Origin of the sequence: Mycobacterium vicinigordonae (genome assembly GCF_013466425.1) — a bacterium.
Classification (GTDB): Bacteria; Actinomycetota; Actinomycetes; order Mycobacteriales; family Mycobacteriaceae; genus Mycobacterium; species Mycobacterium vicinigordonae.
The window spans coordinates 5899139-5914125 of the sequence record NZ_CP059165.1 but is presented as its reverse complement, the minus strand read 5'-3'; the positions used below and the strand labels follow the sequence as shown (position 1 = coordinate 5914125).

General features: G+C 64.3%; 17 protein-coding genes. 8 read left to right on the top strand and 9 right to left on the bottom strand.

The window, feature by feature from the left end:
- The first annotated feature begins 6 nt into the window (after nt 1-6).
- Together H0P51_RS26570 and H0P51_RS26565 are read left to right on the top strand one after the other, a co-directional pair.
- Nucleotides 7-699: a HemK2/MTQ2 family protein methyltransferase gene (locus H0P51_RS26570; protein WP_180915763.1), complete on the top strand. Its 693-nt coding sequence runs from the start codon at nt 7-9 to the stop codon at nt 697-699.
- Nucleotides 696-902, top strand: coding sequence for a CDGSH iron-sulfur domain-containing protein (locus H0P51_RS26565; protein WP_180915762.1), 207 nt, complete (start codon nt 696-698; stop codon nt 900-902). Before H0P51_RS26570 ends, H0P51_RS26565 begins: the two co-directional genes overlap by 4 nt.
- Here the strand turns inward: H0P51_RS26565 and H0P51_RS26560 are convergent.
- From H0P51_RS26560 to H0P51_RS26535, 6 genes are read right to left on the bottom strand one after another with little or no spacing between them, the layout of a single operon-like run.
- A complete protein-coding gene (locus tag H0P51_RS26560) occupies nt 895-1920 on the bottom strand; it encodes an iron-containing redox enzyme family protein (protein WP_180915761.1) in 1026 nt (341 codons plus the stop codon). The two genes, H0P51_RS26565 and H0P51_RS26560, sit on opposite strands and share 8 nt — an antisense overlap.
- Nucleotides 1917-4151 carry a SpoIIE family protein phosphatase gene (locus H0P51_RS26555; protein ID WP_180915760.1) on the bottom strand — a complete coding sequence of 745 codons (2235 nt, stop codon included), beginning with the start codon at nt 4149-4151 and terminating at the stop codon, nt 1917-1919. Before H0P51_RS26555 ends, H0P51_RS26560 begins: the two co-directional genes overlap by 4 nt.
- Nucleotides 4148-4756 (bottom strand): SpoIIE family protein phosphatase, encoded by a 609-nt coding sequence (locus tag H0P51_RS26550; RefSeq protein ID WP_180915759.1) that lies wholly within the window; start codon nt 4754-4756, stop codon nt 4148-4150. Before H0P51_RS26550 ends, H0P51_RS26555 begins: the two co-directional genes overlap by 4 nt.
- Before the next feature lie 43 nt (nt 4757-4799).
- Nucleotides 4800-5210 carry an anti-sigma regulatory factor gene (locus H0P51_RS26545; RefSeq protein ID WP_180915758.1) on the bottom strand — a complete coding sequence of 137 codons (411 nt, stop codon included), beginning with the start codon at nt 5208-5210 and terminating at the stop codon, nt 4800-4802.
- Nucleotides 5200-5589, bottom strand: a complete 390-nt coding sequence (locus H0P51_RS26540; RefSeq protein WP_180915757.1) for an STAS domain-containing protein — start codon at nt 5587-5589, stop codon at nt 5200-5202. The genes H0P51_RS26545 and H0P51_RS26540 overlap by 11 nt, the downstream gene beginning before the upstream one ends.
- Before the next feature lie 28 nt (nt 5590-5617).
- Nucleotides 5618-6502, bottom strand: coding sequence for an STAS domain-containing protein (locus tag H0P51_RS26535; protein ID WP_180915756.1), 885 nt, complete (start codon nt 6500-6502; stop codon nt 5618-5620).
- 169 nt (nt 6503-6671) lie between these two features.
- On the opposite strand from H0P51_RS26535, the gene H0P51_RS26530 reads away from it, so the two are divergent.
- The 5 genes from H0P51_RS26530 (at nt 6672) to H0P51_RS26510 (ending at nt 10154) form a co-directional block, all read left to right on the top strand.
- Complete coding sequence (locus tag H0P51_RS26530) at nt 6672-7040, top strand: STAS domain-containing protein (protein ID WP_246398234.1); 369 nt, start codon at nt 6672-6674, stop codon at nt 7038-7040.
- Nucleotides 7041-7318: 278 nt separating this feature from the next.
- Nucleotides 7319-7717: a heme-binding protein gene (locus H0P51_RS26525; protein WP_180915754.1), complete on the top strand. Its 399-nt coding sequence runs from the start codon at nt 7319-7321 to the stop codon at nt 7715-7717.
- A 64-nt stretch (nt 7718-7781) separates the two neighbouring features.
- Entirely contained in the window at nt 7782-8300 is a 519-nt protein-coding gene (locus tag H0P51_RS26520; protein WP_180915753.1) for a DUF6328 family protein, read from the top strand.
- A gap of 79 nt (nt 8301-8379) precedes the next feature.
- The gene (locus H0P51_RS26515) at nt 8380-9435 is read left to right on the top strand and encodes a DNA topoisomerase IB (protein WP_180915752.1); all 1056 of its coding nucleotides are present in this window, start codon (nt 8380-8382) and stop codon (nt 9433-9435) included.
- Nucleotides 9436-9620: 185 nt separating this feature from the next.
- Nucleotides 9621-10154 carry a PAS and ANTAR domain-containing protein gene (locus H0P51_RS26510; protein ID WP_246398233.1) on the top strand — a complete coding sequence of 178 codons (534 nt, stop codon included), beginning with the start codon at nt 9621-9623 and terminating at the stop codon, nt 10152-10154.
- A gap of 6 nt (nt 10155-10160) precedes the next feature.
- Here H0P51_RS26510 and H0P51_RS26505 read toward each other — a convergent pair whose 3' ends face one another.
- Together H0P51_RS26505 and H0P51_RS26500 are read right to left on the bottom strand one after the other, a co-directional pair.
- Nucleotides 10161-11141 carry a helix-turn-helix transcriptional regulator gene (locus H0P51_RS26505; RefSeq protein WP_180915750.1) on the bottom strand — a complete coding sequence of 327 codons (981 nt, stop codon included), beginning with the start codon at nt 11139-11141 and terminating at the stop codon, nt 10161-10163.
- A 24-nt stretch (nt 11142-11165) separates the two neighbouring features.
- Nucleotides 11166-12335 (bottom strand): glycosyltransferase, encoded by a 1170-nt coding sequence (locus H0P51_RS26500; RefSeq protein WP_246398231.1) that lies wholly within the window; start codon nt 12333-12335, stop codon nt 11166-11168.
- Between the two features lie 160 nt (nt 12336-12495).
- Between H0P51_RS26500 and H0P51_RS26495 the strand changes: the two genes are divergently transcribed.
- Nucleotides 12496-13140, top strand: coding sequence for a chemotaxis protein CheB (locus tag H0P51_RS26495; protein ID WP_246398230.1), 645 nt, complete (start codon nt 12496-12498; stop codon nt 13138-13140).
- Here H0P51_RS26495 and H0P51_RS26490 read toward each other — a convergent pair.
- Nucleotides 13094-14962: a CheR family methyltransferase gene (locus H0P51_RS26490; RefSeq protein ID WP_180915749.1), complete on the bottom strand. Its 1869-nt coding sequence runs from the start codon at nt 14960-14962 to the stop codon at nt 13094-13096. The two genes, H0P51_RS26495 and H0P51_RS26490, sit on opposite strands and share 47 nt — an antisense overlap.
- Nucleotides 14963-14987 lie beyond the last annotated feature (25 nt).

The following is a 14987-nucleotide window of genomic DNA, read 5'->3' as shown; positions in this document are numbered from 1 at the left end:
CTTTCCGTGACGATCACGTACCCAGCGCCGGGAGAGTCGCTGGTCGCCGAAATGGTGTACCAGCCGCAGCATGATTCTCACCTGCTCGTCGACACGATGCGCCGCACCGGCCTGATCGCGGGACGCCGTGTCATCGACCTGTGTACCGGCACCGGGTACGTTGCGATAGCCGCAGCGGAAATGGGTTGCGCCAGTGTGACTGCGTTCGACATCTGCCCGCGGGCCGTGCGTGACTCGCGGGGCAACGCGGCACAGGCTGGGGTGGAAGTCGATGTGCAGCACGGCTCTTGGGCGCTTGCGCTGGAGCGAGGGCCGTTCGACGTGATGGTGTCTAATCCGCCGTATGTACCCGCACCGCCCGTTGACGATACGGGCCTGATCCCGCCGGCGGCCGGACCCTCGTGGGCGTGGAACGCCGGTCCTGACGGCCGACTTATCCTGGATCCACTGTGCGCTGCCGCGCCAAAGCTATTGCACCCTGGCGGATCCGCGCTGCTGGTGCACTCCGCCCTGGCCGGTACGCAGCGGACGCTGGACGCGCTGCGCGCCTCCGGTATGGACGCCGATGTGGTTGCTCGACAGCATATCCCGTTTGGTCCGGTGTTGACGGCACGTGCGGCGTGGCTGGAAGAGACCGGTCAGATCGAATATGGCTGCAGGGAGGAAGAACTCGTGGTGATCCGGGCCGACAAGCCGTGAATACCACCCGGGTGCAGGTGGTGCCGAACGGGCCGGTGCTGGTTTCCGGCCCGGTGCGCATCGAGATGCCCGACGGCAGTGTCGTCGAGTCCGACCGGTTCATGGTGGCGATCTGTACTTGTCGCCGCAGCCAGGATTACCCGTTGTGCGACACCAGCCATCGCAGATGCCGAACCGCCAAAGTCAAGGACACGCTCAGCTGAGCGGCCGTCGCAGCGAGGACTCCCCGCGCTCCCATGCGGCCATCAGCGCGTCGGCCAGACGATTCTCCACCAGGGCGTGCGCGCGGATGCCGAAGACGATGTCGCCGTCCAACTGCGGCTCGCGAGCCACCAGATCCTCGACCACGTCCCGGCGCACCACGTGTTCGTGCACCGCGTCCGCCTCCACATGCTCGCGGTAGAACTCGACGCAAGCCTGGGGAGCCTGCATGCGCTGCAGCGCTTGCATCATTCGTCGCGAACCCGGGGGCGAGGTGATCTCGGTCGATGCGAAGTGGCCAACGGCCGCGCCGCGCAGCTTTCTGTGTAGACCGAACAGCGACATCAGGTTCACCGCCGCCAGCGAGTCGGCGGGCACCGCATCCAGGTAGCGCAGATAGGCCGAATCCAGCTCGGCGGCGTCCATCAAATCTGCGAAAAGTTGCTGGTGCATCCGCTGGCCCTGGCCGGCCCCGTATTCGTCGAACTCGACGGCCACAAAAGCCGCCTTCGCGGTGCCGGTGAGCCGCGGGATGGCGAACGCGTGCGGATCCGCCTCTTTCAGGTGATAGAGCGACCTGTGGACGAAGTACTCGCGCATCTGCTCCCAGGTGCCGTGGTCGCGGAGGAAGTAGGACGGGCCACTGCCCTCCTTCGGTTCGACGGCGATTGCGTCCATCTCGGCCGCAGCGGTGTGGTCGGGCTCGATCGGGCCTACGTCACGGCGTACTCCGGCCAAAAACACCCGCTCCAGTTCGGCGCGGAAAGCCAGCAGGGTGGGGTTCCACTCCCAGTCCGGATCGACCGAGGCGAATCCGCGATAGTGCATCTCGTAGCACATGTACAAGGCCAGATGCAGGTCCAGGCCGTAGGGGTCCGCGTCGCGGACCGCTGCGCTGATCCGGCCGGACTGTTCGCGCGTGGCTGGAGCGGCCAAGGTGCGGCGCACGGTCGTCGACAACGGCCCGTGTGCCGCCGGTAGGGCGGGTTCGACGGCGATCGACGCGGGCTTCACACTCATGCTTTACCCGTCTGCGGGCCAGACAAACGGAAGACGATTTCCACGGTGGTGCCCTCGGCTCGCTCTACTACATCCATCGACTCGCTCATGGCTCTCATCAGCACCAGGCCCCGCCCGCTGTTGCCTGGCTCGGCGGCCGGTGTCTTCCATGAGCCGAAGTCGGCGATGCACGCGTGGATCGCGTTGTCGTCGGCCTCCACCTCAATCAGCATCTTTCCGGCGTCCTGGCCGACATAGGCGTGTTCGACGCAGTTGGCGGCCGCTTCGCAGACCACCAGCACGATGTCGGAGGTCTGCTCATCGGACACGTTTGCCGACTGCAGCCAGGGTGTCAGCTGCCGCCGCAGCGGGGCCAGTTGTTCTGCGGTGGCGTCGGTTTGGATTCGCAACGGTGGCAGATGGTGGCGATACACCACCATCGCGACGTCGTCGTCGTAGCCTGCCTGCGGCGCTAGTTGTTCGAGCACGGCGTCGGCCACGGCGTCGATGGGCAAGTGCGCCGAATCCGTCAGGACGTCGGCGACCCGTGCAAGTCCCTCGTCGATCGACTCGTGACGGCGCTCGACCAAACCGTCGGTGAATAGCATCAGCGTCGACCCGGGTGCTAGAACCTCAGCAGCTTGTGGCCGAGTCTCGTTGCGGCGCACCGCCAGTGGGACTGATCGGGCATCTGTGAGCATGTAGGTGACAGATTTCGACCCAGGCTGAGCCTGGACAAGGACTGCGGGCATGTGGCCGGCGTTGCTGTACTCCAGCACCCCGGATTCGGTATCCAGAATCGCCAGGAACACCGTCGTGCAGTAGGCGTCCGGAATGGTGCTTGCCGCCGCGTCGAGTTGCTCGAGCAGCACGGCCGGTCTGGCGCCGGTGAGCAGCAGGGCCCGCGACGAACTGCGGAGTTGGCCCATGATCGCGGCGGCCGGCAAACCGCGACCCACACAGTCTCCGACGACTATCCCGATGCGGCGGTCGTCGATTGGCAGCACGTCATACCAATCGCCACTAATCTCCAGCGGCAGTACCGCGGGTTCATAGCGAACGGCGAAGCCCGGCGGCGGCTCCATGGGTGGTTGCATGGCCCGTTGCAATGTCAACGACGTTTCGCGCGCGCTCTCGAACTGACGGACATGCTGAATAGCCAGGCTGAGGTGGCCGATCAGGACGGTGACTAGCAACCGGTCCTCGGCACTTACCCAGCGCGGCTTGCCGAGCTCCAGCCACAGCGCCACATCCCCGGTGCCCGACAGCATGGCGACCAAGCCGCTGGTCTTGCCCGGCATATCCGGCCACTCGACGGTCTTGGCGGTCAGCGGGAGCTGGTGGCGGGCGTCCATGAAGGTCTGCCGCAACGTCGGATCCATGGTGCGCCAGCTTGATTCGGATGGGTCACCGGCGACCAGCACGGTCGGCTCACCTTCGGCGGCCGGCCACATCACCGCGACCACGCGCTGCACGTCGACGGCGGTCCGGCACTCGTCGAGGGTGATTTCGAGCACCTCGGCCACACTCTTGGCTACCGCCACCGAGGTGGCCAGGCGCAGCACCGCGCTCTCCCGCGCGGCGAACGCGCGTTCGGCGGTGACGTCGCGGACCGTGCCCACATAGACATCGCCCTTTTCGCCGGGGCCGTGGACGGCGTTGATACTGACCGCCGCCCAGGCCAGGCGCCCGTCGCGGTGGCGGACCGGGATCTCGTAGTCGGCGCTGCCTTCGGTGCGCAGCCGCTGTTGCTCCTGGTAGGTGCGTTCCTTGTCCACCAACCAGGGCTGGGGCCACGGGTAGGGCAGACCCGCTGCGCCGTAACCGAGGATCTCGGCGAACGCATTGTTGATTTCGATCACCGCGCCGCTCCGGTCGGCGACGAAGAACCCCTCCTGCAGCGAATTGACCAATGCGGTGCGGAACTTGTCGCGGTCTTCCAAGTCTTCGGCGCGGGCTCTTTCTTCCGCGAATCGCCTTGCGCCATCCAGGAATCCGCGGGTTGCCACGTCGAGCGGGGCGAGCGTCTGGAGCAGGAACTCGACTGCAGCGGCCCGCTCGTCGGGAGCCGGGTCGGATTGTTCGTTGAGCAGTCGGAACGTGTTCTCCACGATGCCGAGCATGCTGATCTGTTCTTCTAGCGCCCGTCTACCCAGCTCGTGTCCGACGGCCAACAGGTCCTCGTCACGCGTGTCGAGATAGCTGCGCAGCGTGGCCCGGTAGTGAGTGTGGAAGTCCTCTGTCGAACTCATGTCGTGATACCCCGGTGCCGGGCAGCCAGCACCATGGCGTCGTCGGATTCCTTGGCGTGCTTGGTGAGCACTTGTTCGACGATGTCTTTGGCCGAGGCGGCAAAGTCAAGGTGCTCCAGGTGATCCTTGGCGATGCCGTCGCTAGCAATCACCAGCAGGTCGCCGGTGCGGATCGAAACGGTTTGTGCGGGGCGGGTTTCCGGTATCCGGTAGCCGACGATACCGCCGACCAACCGGGCGCTGGCGCGGATCTGGACGCCGCTGACGCCTTTGGCCACCAAGTGCGCGCTGACGTTGCCGATGCCGGTCCAGCTCATCTTGGAGGTCTGGAAATCGATCCTCGCCAGCGTCATGGCGGCGCCTCGGGTGCCGCCCAATACGCGGTGGCACAGCTGGATTAGCACCTCGAGTCGTTCGTCGCGTGCTTCGTCGAGCGTTTCGGCGGCGGCGACGGCGGCGCGGGCAGCCTCCGGACCGTGCCCCAGTCCGTCCATGACGCCGAACAGTGCCGCGAGCGGGTTCCCGGCACTGTCTCGGTCGTTGACTTCCACCGCGATGCCCTGATCCCCGCACGCTTGCTCACCGGGTCGTGAGCGACTCGTCATCGCCCACTCGATCGGACCGAAGCGGCCCGTCGACCGAACCGGGTCACGCACGGGCCGGGACCCATTTCCACATCTCGACTACCGTGCCGCGGCCCAGCGCGGACTCCACAACCAACCGGTCCATCAGTCGGCGCGCACCGGGCAATCCCATGCCCAGTCCACGGCCCGTGGTGTAGCCGTCTTCCATGGCGCGGTCGATGTCGGCGATGCCTGGGCCGTCGTCTTCCGCCCGGACAACGAGCGCCCTGCGGCCCTCCCGCTCGGCCACTGTGACCCGAACTTGGCCGCGGCCCGCGTAGCTGGTGATGTTGCGGGCTATTTCAGAGATCGCGGTGGCGATCATGGTCACGTCGGTCAACGAGAAGCCCAGATCGAGCGCCAATTGATGCCCGGCTTTGCGGGCGGCGACGATGTCGTCTGAGGTGCTGATGGCGACCACCGTCTCAACCGCCACCGTCGCGCCCGATCGTCGATCGATTCAGGCCTAGCCGCTTGTGTAGTAGCGCGATGCCTTCTTCGAGGTCCAGCGCGGTGCTCATGTCGTCGAAGGCCAGGCCGAGCTGCACCATGGCGAAGGCCACTTCTGGTTGCAGGCCGACAATCACTGTGGTGGCCCCCCGCAGCCGGGTCATGTGTGCGATGGTGCGCAGCGACCGAGCCGCAAATGAATCCATTACGTCGATTGCGGTGACGTCGACAACAATGCCCTGAGCGCGGAACCGGCTGACCCGCTCCATCAGGTCCTCGCGCAGTCGCTCGGTGTCGGAGTCGGTCAACGCGGCCTGCACCGTGGCGATCAGGATCGCGCCCTGTTTCAAGATCGGTACTGGCATGGGCTGCTTTCAATGCTTTCGGGGGCGTTTATTCGCCGGTGCGGGTGACTTCGTAACCAAGCAGGCGCTCGGCTTCCTCGATACCACCCTGCAGGTCGCCTACGGCGTTCATCTTGGACAGGTCGAGGCCGATCGTCACCAGCGTCAGGGCGATCTCCGACGACAGTCCGGTGATGATGACGCTGGCGCCCATCAGTCCGGACGCGTCAACCGTCTGCACCAGGTGGTTGGCCACCGTCGAGTCGATGGTGGGCACACCGGTGATGTCGATGACGACGACCTTGGCTCGGTTGGCGCGGATGGCGCGCAGCAACTGTTCGGTGACCTGGCGGGCGCGTTGACTGTCCAGCACACCGATGATCGGCAGGATCAACAGCTGTTCGCGGACTTGGAGCACCGGCGTGGACAGTTCGCGGATCGCTTCCTGCTGCTGGCGGATGATGCGCTCGCGTTCTTGGACGAAGCTGACGCCCACGGTGTTCGCGATGCGGTTGGCCGCCGGCTCGTAGGCGTCCAGAACGCGGTTCAGCATGTCGAACTCGGTCTGATACTTCTCGAACAGCGAGCGCGCCAGGACGTCGCGCAGCAACAACACGATGCCCAGCACCTCGTCGGTTTCCACGCCGCGGGGGATGATGCGCTCGGAGAGGTCTCGCGCGTAGTCCTGCAGAGCTTCGACGCTGCCGGTTTCTAGTACCTCGACGTAGTTGTCGTAGACGGCGGTCGCCTCGGAGAAAATTTCCTCCGGCGTCATCGCGGTAAGCAATTCGGCTTCGGTGATCCGGCGCGCCCACTCCTCGCGCAGGGCGGTCCGGTTTCGTCGCAGATGCTGGACCAGCTGTGGCAGCAGACCTTCGCTGGAGACGCCTGTCGTGCTGCTGATGGTGCTGAAATCTGTCGGCGAATCGGACATCTGTCCCTCCAAGCTCTCGGGCGCTCTCGAGAGGCCGTACCCAGTGGATCGCGCTATGGGGAGACTAGCTTGGGATGTGACCTGGAGCGTGTTGAGGTCTTCTTCTTCTCGCGGTAAGCACCGCACGTTAGGCTTGCAGCACACCGCAGACCCGGACAAAGGATCGCCATTGTCAGCTCCTGATTCGATCACCGCCACGGTCTCTGACCATGACGGGGTAGTGGTGCTTAGCATCGGCGGCGAAATCGACCTGGTCACCGCGCCCGCCTTAGAAGAAGCAATCGGTGGAGTAGTTGCTGACAATCCGGGTGCGTTGATCATCGACCTGTCCGGGGTGGACTTCCTGGGATCGGTGGGGCTGAAGATTCTGGCCTCCACCTACGAGAAACTCGGTGATGGCGCCGGGTTCGGTGTAGTGGCCCGCGGCCCGGCGACCAGACGGCCGATTCATCTGACTGGCCTGGACAAGACTTTCCCGTTGTATCCGACCATCGAGGAGGGTTTGGCCGGCGTACGCGAAGGCAAGCTCAACCACTAGTGCCGACGTCACGGTTGGGTTACGAATAGAGATCACGGTCTGCTAAGAACCCTTCGAATTTTGTAATAGTTCTCAATTTCTCGGTCGATTCTTGGCCGTCTGCTTAGTGCAAAGCGCCACTCGAGTTGCTTGGTTCACATCATCATCACGCGACGTCTTAAACGCGTGTTCGTCGTCGGCGAACGCGCAAGGCCGACCAGTTTGCACGCGGTTACTTTGGATTTCAGGGACTCGGGCGTCCCTCGAATCAGTTCACTCATTCGGAGGAACAAACCATCATGAAATTCAGCAGTATCGTCGTGCGCCGGCGAGTCGCCGGTGTTAGCGCCGGCTGTCTGCTCGGGGGGATCGCCATCGGTATCGTCGGTGCGCCGTCGGCTGCGGCGGCACCCGATTGCAGTCCGGAAGGTGTCAACGCGACCGTCTCCTCGGTGCAGGGTGCGGCCCAGCAGTACCTGGACGGCCACCCCGGCGCCAGCCAGGTGGTCTCGGCCGCCTACGGCCAGCCGCGCGGGGACGCGGCCGCCAACATTCGGGCCTACTTCACCGCGCACCCGAACGAATATCACGATCTGCGTGGGATTTTGGCGCCGATCGGCGAGACCGAACGGCAGTGCAACGTGACGGCGCTGCCGCCGACCCTGGAATCGGCCTACCACGAGTTCATGGCCGGCTGATTCCCCGCCACACCGCGAGCGACCCGCCACAGTGCTGTGGCGGGTCGCTCGGCATTATCGGCTGATGGATGCGGATCATCCGGAGCAAGACCAGAACTGGGATCGCCGTGAGCGCGGCGAGACCGAGGTCGAACGACTGGATCGAAACTGGAACAGCCTGCTGCAAGAGTTGCGGGTGGTGCAGACCGGCGTGCAATTGCTCACCGGGTTCCTGCTGACGCTGCCTTTCCAGGCCCGTTTCGACGTCCTGGGTGATGACATGCAAGCGGTGTATCTGGTCACGGTGGGCTGTTCGGTGGCCGCGACGGTCCTGTTGATCGCCCCGGTGGGCTTGCACCGGTTGCTGTTTCGGCGACACCGGCTCTCGGTGCTGGTATCGGCCGCGCACCGGTGCGCCTACGGTGGGCTGCTGCTGCTTGGTCTGGCGCTGACCGGGGTGACCGTCATCATTTTCGACGCGGTGGCCGGTACTGCCGCGGGGCTGGTCGCCGGAGTGTGTGCCTTAGCGCTGTTCGGGTTCTCCTGGCTGGTGGTTCCGGTGATGCTGCGCATCCGCAATGCGCCGGAGTTGCCGGTGTCTTGACCATGCCGGGTGTAGCGACTGGCCGCGCGGGTAATTCAGCGTTCAGCCGACTCGAGTCGGGAACCTGCGGAGGACGAAGATGCGACTGCGCCGCAGCGTGTTGGACAAGCCGGGCATCACCCGCACGGGACGCGGCAAAGGATTCGCGTACTACGGCCCGGATGGCCAGCCACTGACCGATCCGGACGCGGTGCAGCGGATTAGAGATCTCGTTATTCCGCCCGCCTGGCGCAAAGTGTGGATCTGCCCGTTTGCCAACGGACATATTCAGGCCGTCGGCACCGATGCCGCGGGCCGTCGCCAATACTTGTACCACCAGAACTGGCAGCGGGAACGGGCCGAAGAGAAGTTCGACCGGGTGCTGGAGCTGTCCGCGGAGTTGCCGGCGTGGCGGGAACGAATCGCACATGACCTCAAGGGTCGGGGCCTGACCCGCGAACGGGTGCTGGCGCTCGGCCTGCATCTGCTGGACCTCGGTTACTTTCGGGCTGGCGGCGAGCGATACGTGGAGGAGAACGAGTCGTACGGGCTGGCCACCCTGCTGCGTGAGCACGTGACCGTGCGCCGCGACGCGGTGGCCTTCGACTACCCCGCCAAAAGCGGAGTGCAGCGCACCTATGAGATCGAGAATGCCGAGGTGGTGCGCGCGGTGCGCGCTCTGCTGCGGCAAACGGCAGGCGCCGACCGACTGTTGTTGTGGCGCAACGGTTCCGACTGGGTAGAAGTACGGGCCGATGACCTCAACATGCGGTTCAAGGAACTCGTCGGCGACGGTTACAGCGTCAAGGACCTGCGCACCTGGCACGGGACAGTCTTGGCCGCCGCCGCGTTCGTCGACGCGGACCCTGCGGTGTCCCAGCGGGTGGCCAAGCGAGTTGAGGCCGCCGTCATGCGCGAGGTCGCTGAGGAGCTGGGCAATACACCGGCGGTGGCGCGCGGTTCGTATGTGGATCCGCGAGTGGTCAGCGCGTACCGGCAGGGCATCACGATCGCCGCGGCGGCGCGGCGCTCCGGGCGAGCTCGTCGCCCGGAGGTGGCTCAACAGGTGCTGGAGAAAGCCACCCGCGCAATGATTCGTCGAATGGCGAAGGATGACAAGGTATCCCGCGCGCCGGCGCTGGCGAAAACCGCCTAACGCTCACCCGATTTTTACGCAAGCAGGAATGCTGGCTTTCACACCGCGCGCCGGTAGGTCCGAATACTATGAAGCTGGTGTGCGCAGATTCGCGGCGAAAGAGGGGCCGACGGTGGCCGCCGGTAGGACGGTTTCGTTATCTGACGCGTGAGGACCGTTGGGAATGGTCGGAAGAAGTCGCCCGGATGCACGGGTACACGCCCGGCAGCATCACTCCGACTACGCAATTGCTGCTCAAACACAAACATCCGGATGATAAACCGAACATTGCTGAACTGATCGAACAGATCCGTCGGCACGGCACCGCGTTCAGCAGCCGGCACCGTATCGTCGACACCCGCGGCGAGACGCATGTCGTGGTGGTGGTCGGGGACCGATTCCCGGGCCCAGATGGACGGCTGCTCGGAATCGGCGGGTTCTACATCGACGTCACCGAACAGTACGATGCCGACCTGCAGAAGCACCTCAGTGAGGCACTGCTGGCCGTCGATTCCCGCCGCGCGGTGATCAACCAGGCGATGGGCATCCTCATGCTCAGGTACGGCGTCGGCTCGGACGCAGCGTTCGAACTACTGGTCAAGCTCTCGCAGGAGTCCAACGTCAAGCTGCGCAATATTGCTGAACGCGTGGTCGCCGAGATCAGCGCACGCGACGACGAAGACGATGATGCAGCGTATCGGGTTGATCGCCTGCTGCGCGCGCCGCGCGAAGTGCTCTAGCAACGCTCAATGTTGCAGAGTGGAGTGCGGGCTCTGGCCGTAACTGCGCCGGTAGAGCGCGGCGAACCGGCCTGCGTGTCTGAATCCCCAGCGCTGGGCTATCTCGCCTACTGTCGTCGTAGCTCGATCGCTGCCCAGCAAGTCCTGATGGGCGCGGTGTAAGCGGATTCGGCGGAGATAGTCGGTCGGCGTGGTGTCCAGGTGGTGCCGAAACAGGTACTGGACCGCTCGCGGGGTTATCCGCAGCGACTCAGCGACGTCGACGACGCCGATGCCGTCCGCGGCGTGGCGATGAATCAGCGAGATCGCCCCTTTCAGTGCCGGCGGAAGGTGCGGGTCGTTCAGCAAATCTCGTCCGGCGCTGGTATTGCATGGAAAGCACTCCAGTAGCGCGGCGCTCAGCAGGCGTGCGGCCGCCCCGACCAGCATCGGCTGATGGGCGCTCTCCGCGCTCCCGAAGCTGGTGACGACGTAGTCGAGCGCTTGCGTGAAGCGTCGCGCGGCGCCCTCGGTCCGCGCGCGGTAATCGAGAAACCGAACAATCTGGGGCACCGACTGGCGGTCTTCGGCAGCGACCCGGTTCAAGAGTCGCCCATCCACGCTCACCACGTGGAAGCGTGCGGTATTGGCGTGTATCACGTTCGGCATGTCTTCGGTGGCAATAACTGGAGTTTTCAACCTTCCGGCGGGGTCGCTGGCTACCGCCATGGTTCCTGCCCGAGGCTGGATTGCCACCACTGCGTCGACGGGACGGATTTCGCAGATCGCTCGACCGTCGATCTGCACTTCGTCCAGCACTGCCCATTCCGTCACGAATCGCCGGTGGGTGATTGTCGCACTGTGAGAAAGGCGGGAGACCCGCCAGCCCGAAGGGTAGGCCTCGGTCAAGATGCGATTCACCGCTTCGGCATCGGCGCTGTGTAAATGCTGGTACCGGAGGGCATACCCAGCGGCGCGGTCGGTGACATTGTTATCATCGCCGCTCATCGCGGATGGCACTGGCAATTCGCCTTATGCTGTGGTTTTCGTCTTCACGCTGCCGCTGCTGGTGACATGTTGGTACACGCCGAGCGCGTCGAGGGCGACCCGATCCCAGGTGAAGCGCGAGATCGCGCGGGCCCGACCGGCCGCACCCATGCTCTCCCGCGGGAACCGATCTGTCTGAAGATATTTGAAGGCTGAAAACAGTTCTTGCGGCTTGTTCGGCGGGACCAGTATTCCTGTGACGTCGTTGACGACCGTGTCGATCAGGGCGTCGACGGCCGCAGCTACGACTACCACCCCGCTGGCCATGGCCTGCAACGCTGTTGTCGCGCGCGGCGCCCGTTGCGGCGTGCACACGACCACGTCGGCAGAGCGCAGCAACGTCGGTAGCTCTTCGCCAGAAACCTTGCCCGCGAATCGAACCCGGTCGCCTACGCGAAGCTTGCCGGCCAAGCGTTTGAGTGCGGCCCGGTCCCGGCTATGTGCGGTGTCTGCCCCGCTAGTTTGGGCAAGAACCAATTCAACTTCAGGAAGTCTCGGCAAGAACCGAATGACCTTGTCAAAACCGCTGCATGGCATGGCATTTGGTTCCAACTGCAGGACGCGAGTCAAACCGCTGCCGGTCGGCCTGCACTCGGCGGGCGAAAAGCGTTCGGTATCAACGCCGGTGGACAGGACCGACAGCTGAGCTCGTTTGCGACGCAGCCTCGTCAGTGCATCGACTTCGCTGCCGCTGCCGCCAGTGACCCAGCTTGCGTTACGGATCAGCAACGGCTCTAGGCGTACGCGCTCGGTCTCGGCCGTCGGCCCCGCCGTTGCAGCCATCCCGTAAAAGCTCTGGACAACCCGTAACTCGTTACGGCGCGCCGCCAATTGGGCCGCCAGGCCCCCCAGCCAACCGAATGCATGCACGATGTCCGGTGGATTTGACGACCACGCTCGGTCGAGTAGCGCGGCCCACGCGCTTATGTAAGGCAGCGCGTCGAGCGGGGTCACGTGGCCAGTCGGGCCGACTGCCGCCGGCATGACCCGATACGGGTGCTCGGTCGCGGGTGGGAATTGATCGAGTTGCCGGGGGTAGACGGTGACCGAATGTCTTTGGCTCGCAAGCGCGGCGCAAAATTCTCCTAGACCGGCACCGACGCGAGCGCCCACCTCGGTGCGGACATCGTCTCCGCAGACGATCGCGATATGCACTAGGTCGTCATTCCTCAAGTATTTCGGGGGCGAGCTTGGAAGTCATGGCGTACCCGGGTCGGTAGGGCGTAAACGTTGGTGACCGAGCGGTTCGTTTAATGGATATTGGCGGCCGCGAGTGTTCTGGACGCACAAGCGAAGGGAAAATCCGTTCCGCACTGTGGGCGTGGCCCTCAGGGGGGACACTTATGGGATGGTCAGTGATGTGCGACGCACGGCTATCGACGTGGTGGCACTTCTCGCATCGGCCGGCGGCCTACATCCCTTGTCGACCGTCCTGCATGACCTGCCGTCGGACTTTCCGGCCGCCATTGTGGTGCAGCAGCATCTCGGTGGCCACAGCAGTGTGCTGCCGGCGATCCTGGCCAGGAATTCCGGGCGTCACGTCACGTGGGCACAGGACGGCCAGATCCTTCGGCCCGGCGAGGTCGTCGTCTGTCCGCCGGCGATGCACCTTGAGCTGTCGCCGGACCGTTCATGTAGGTTGCGAGCTCTCGAAAAGCCCTATACCCCGCGTTTTGACGTATTGCTAGCGTCGCTGGCCAGATCCTATGGCCCGCGCGGGCTTGCCGTGGTGTTATCCGGTCTTGGTCACGACGGCGCGGAAGGGACCAAGGCGATGGAACGTGCCGGCGCCCTTGTGATCGCGGAGAGCTCGCAAACAGCCCAATTCTCGTCAATGCCGACTGCGGCCGCCCAAGCAGGTGCCGAGCTGGTGCTTCCAGTCGCAGAGATCGGCCGTGTGGTCACCGCGATCGTCATGGGTGCGTCGTCGGCGCCGCGGCGGGGTCCAGCACCTCCATAAGCAGCAGCGCCCCTTTAACACCACGATCGGCGCCGCGGAACGACGTGCACGTGACGCGCAATCGGGTCGAGCGTCCGCGCCGGTTCACCGAATCCACAACCGTCTGGCCGGAGCTGTCCGGGTCGACAAAGGCATTACCGATCAGCGGTCGCACTGTCTCCATCGGCAAGTCGATATCCAAGGAGGACCAGGACGCGCCTGTCGTCTCGTGAGCCCGCAGACCCCACAGCTCTTCGCACCCGCGGTTCCACGCGACGACCCGCATCTCCCGGTCCACCACCACCATCCCCAGCGGGATCGAGTTGATCAGGGAGTCCAGGAAATTCTTCGCGTCGTCCAGTTCGATGGTGCGTTCACGAAGAGTGTCGTTGATGTTGTGCAGCTCGTCGTTGGTGGACTGCATCTCCTCGTTTATCGTTTCGAGTTCTTCGTTGGTGGACTGCAATTCCTCATTCGTGGTTTCGAGTTCCTCCACCGTGGACTGCAACTCTTCGTTGGTAGTTTCCAGCTCCTCGTTCGTCGATTGCAGTTCCTCGTATGCCGCCTCGAGTTGGCGATTTGTCTGCAGGAGCTTGTCCAGTAGGGCACGCGTCGCTGTTACGTCGAAGAACACGATCGACACTCCGAGAAGCCCGTTCTCTGTGTCGATGAGGGGGTTGACGTGGATCTCGTACCACACCGTTTCAGCGCCGGGGCGCTGCCATTTGACGTCCTGGATTCGCGCGGGGCGCCGTTCCACCTTGGCCTGCTCGACATAGGCGCGCAGCTCGACCGGACGGTAGGACACCTCGAGATCGCGAAGCAGCCGGCCGATGTCGCGCGCGGAGAGCCCGAATGTGGCCTCGGCCTGCAGGTTGATCATTGCGACGGTGTCCTCGCCGGTGACCACGATCTGGGCTACCGGACTGGCGCGAAAAGCCAGCTCTCGAATCGTCGCCAGGCCAGGCAATTCGCTGTGCCTTTCGTAGTAGCTCGAAGCGGGGTCGTAGCGATCGATGCCGCCTGGTGAACCGATGGCCTTGCGGAATATCCGGTTTTTCAGGTTCAGCGGTGTGAATCGGTCGCCGTGACTCAGCAGCATCTCGGCGTGCCCGAGGAACAGCGTCCCCTGCGGCGCAAGGGCGAAATGCAACCTGCTGACGACGTGTCGTTGGGTCTCGGCATTCAGATACATGAGCGTGTTGCGGCAGACCAGCAGATCGACACGCGAGATCGGTGCATCTTTGACGAGGTCATTACGGCCGAAGATGACTGCTCGGCGTAGATCCTTGCGGAAGAGATACCGCCCATTGACCTGGTCGAAGTAGCGATCCAGCAATGCTGGTGGCACCGACTCGACGGCCCTGGCGTCGTAGCAGGCCGTGCGCGCCTGGGCCAGAGCCTCCTCGTCGATGTCGGTGGCGTAGATCTTGACGCGTTGCCGGAACGCGTTGGGTTCCATCGCCTCGGTCAACAACATGGCCAGCGTATAAGCCTCCTGTCCAGACGCGCATCCCGCACTCCACACCCGAATCGGGTCATTGGGACCACGCTCGGCCAGCAGTCGCGGAATGACGTCACCGGCGATGAAGTCCCAGGCATCGGCGTCCCGGAAGAAGGCGGTGACATTGATCAGAATTGTGGTGAACAGCGAGGCGAATTCGTCCGAACCGGCCTGCAGCGCGTCCAGGTATTCCTCGAAAGTGGAGCACCCGGCCTGGTCCATGCGATGGCGAACGCGGCGCATGAGCGAGTTGCGCTTGTATCCCGTGAAATCGAAGCCTCGAGTATCCCGCATGTACCGCAGCAACGCCTCGAAAGATTCATCAGGAGTGTCGTTCATGCGGATTCCGTCCCGTGGCTGCCGT

Excerpts from the sequence above, each read along its gene's own strand:
- H0P51_RS26560 (WP_180915761.1), bottom strand. The coding sequence starts at position 1,920 with ATGAGTGTGAAGCCCGCGTCGATCGCCGTCGAACCCGCCCTACCGGCG.
- H0P51_RS26525 (WP_180915754.1), top strand. The coding sequence starts at position 7,319 with ATGAAATTCAGCAGTATCGTCGTGCGCCGGCGAGTCGCCGGTGTTAGC.
- H0P51_RS26510 (WP_246398233.1), top strand. The coding sequence starts at position 9,621 with ATGCACGGGTACACGCCCGGCAGCATCACTCCGACTACGCAATTGCTG.
- H0P51_RS26520 (WP_180915753.1), top strand. The coding sequence starts at position 7,782 with ATGGATGCGGATCATCCGGAGCAAGACCAGAACTGGGATCGCCGTGAG.
- H0P51_RS26540 (WP_180915757.1), bottom strand. The coding sequence starts at position 5,589 with ATGCCAGTACCGATCTTGAAACAGGGCGCGATCCTGATCGCCACGGTG.
- H0P51_RS26505 (WP_180915750.1), bottom strand. The coding sequence starts at position 11,141 with ATGAGCGGCGATGATAACAATGTCACCGACCGCGCCGCTGGGTATGCC.
- H0P51_RS26515 (WP_180915752.1), top strand. The coding sequence starts at position 8,380 with ATGCGACTGCGCCGCAGCGTGTTGGACAAGCCGGGCATCACCCGCACG.
- H0P51_RS26555 (WP_180915760.1), bottom strand. The coding sequence starts at position 4,151 with ATGAGTTCGACAGAGGACTTCCACACTCACTACCGGGCCACGCTGCGC.
- H0P51_RS26490 (WP_180915749.1), bottom strand. The coding sequence starts at position 14,962 with ATGAACGACACTCCTGATGAATCTTTCGAGGCGTTGCTGCGGTACATG.
- H0P51_RS26535 (WP_180915756.1), bottom strand. The coding sequence starts at position 6,502 with ATGTCCGATTCGCCGACAGATTTCAGCACCATCAGCAGCACGACAGGC.
- H0P51_RS26550 (WP_180915759.1), bottom strand. The coding sequence starts at position 4,756 with ATGACGAGTCGCTCACGACCCGGTGAGCAAGCGTGCGGGGATCAGGGC.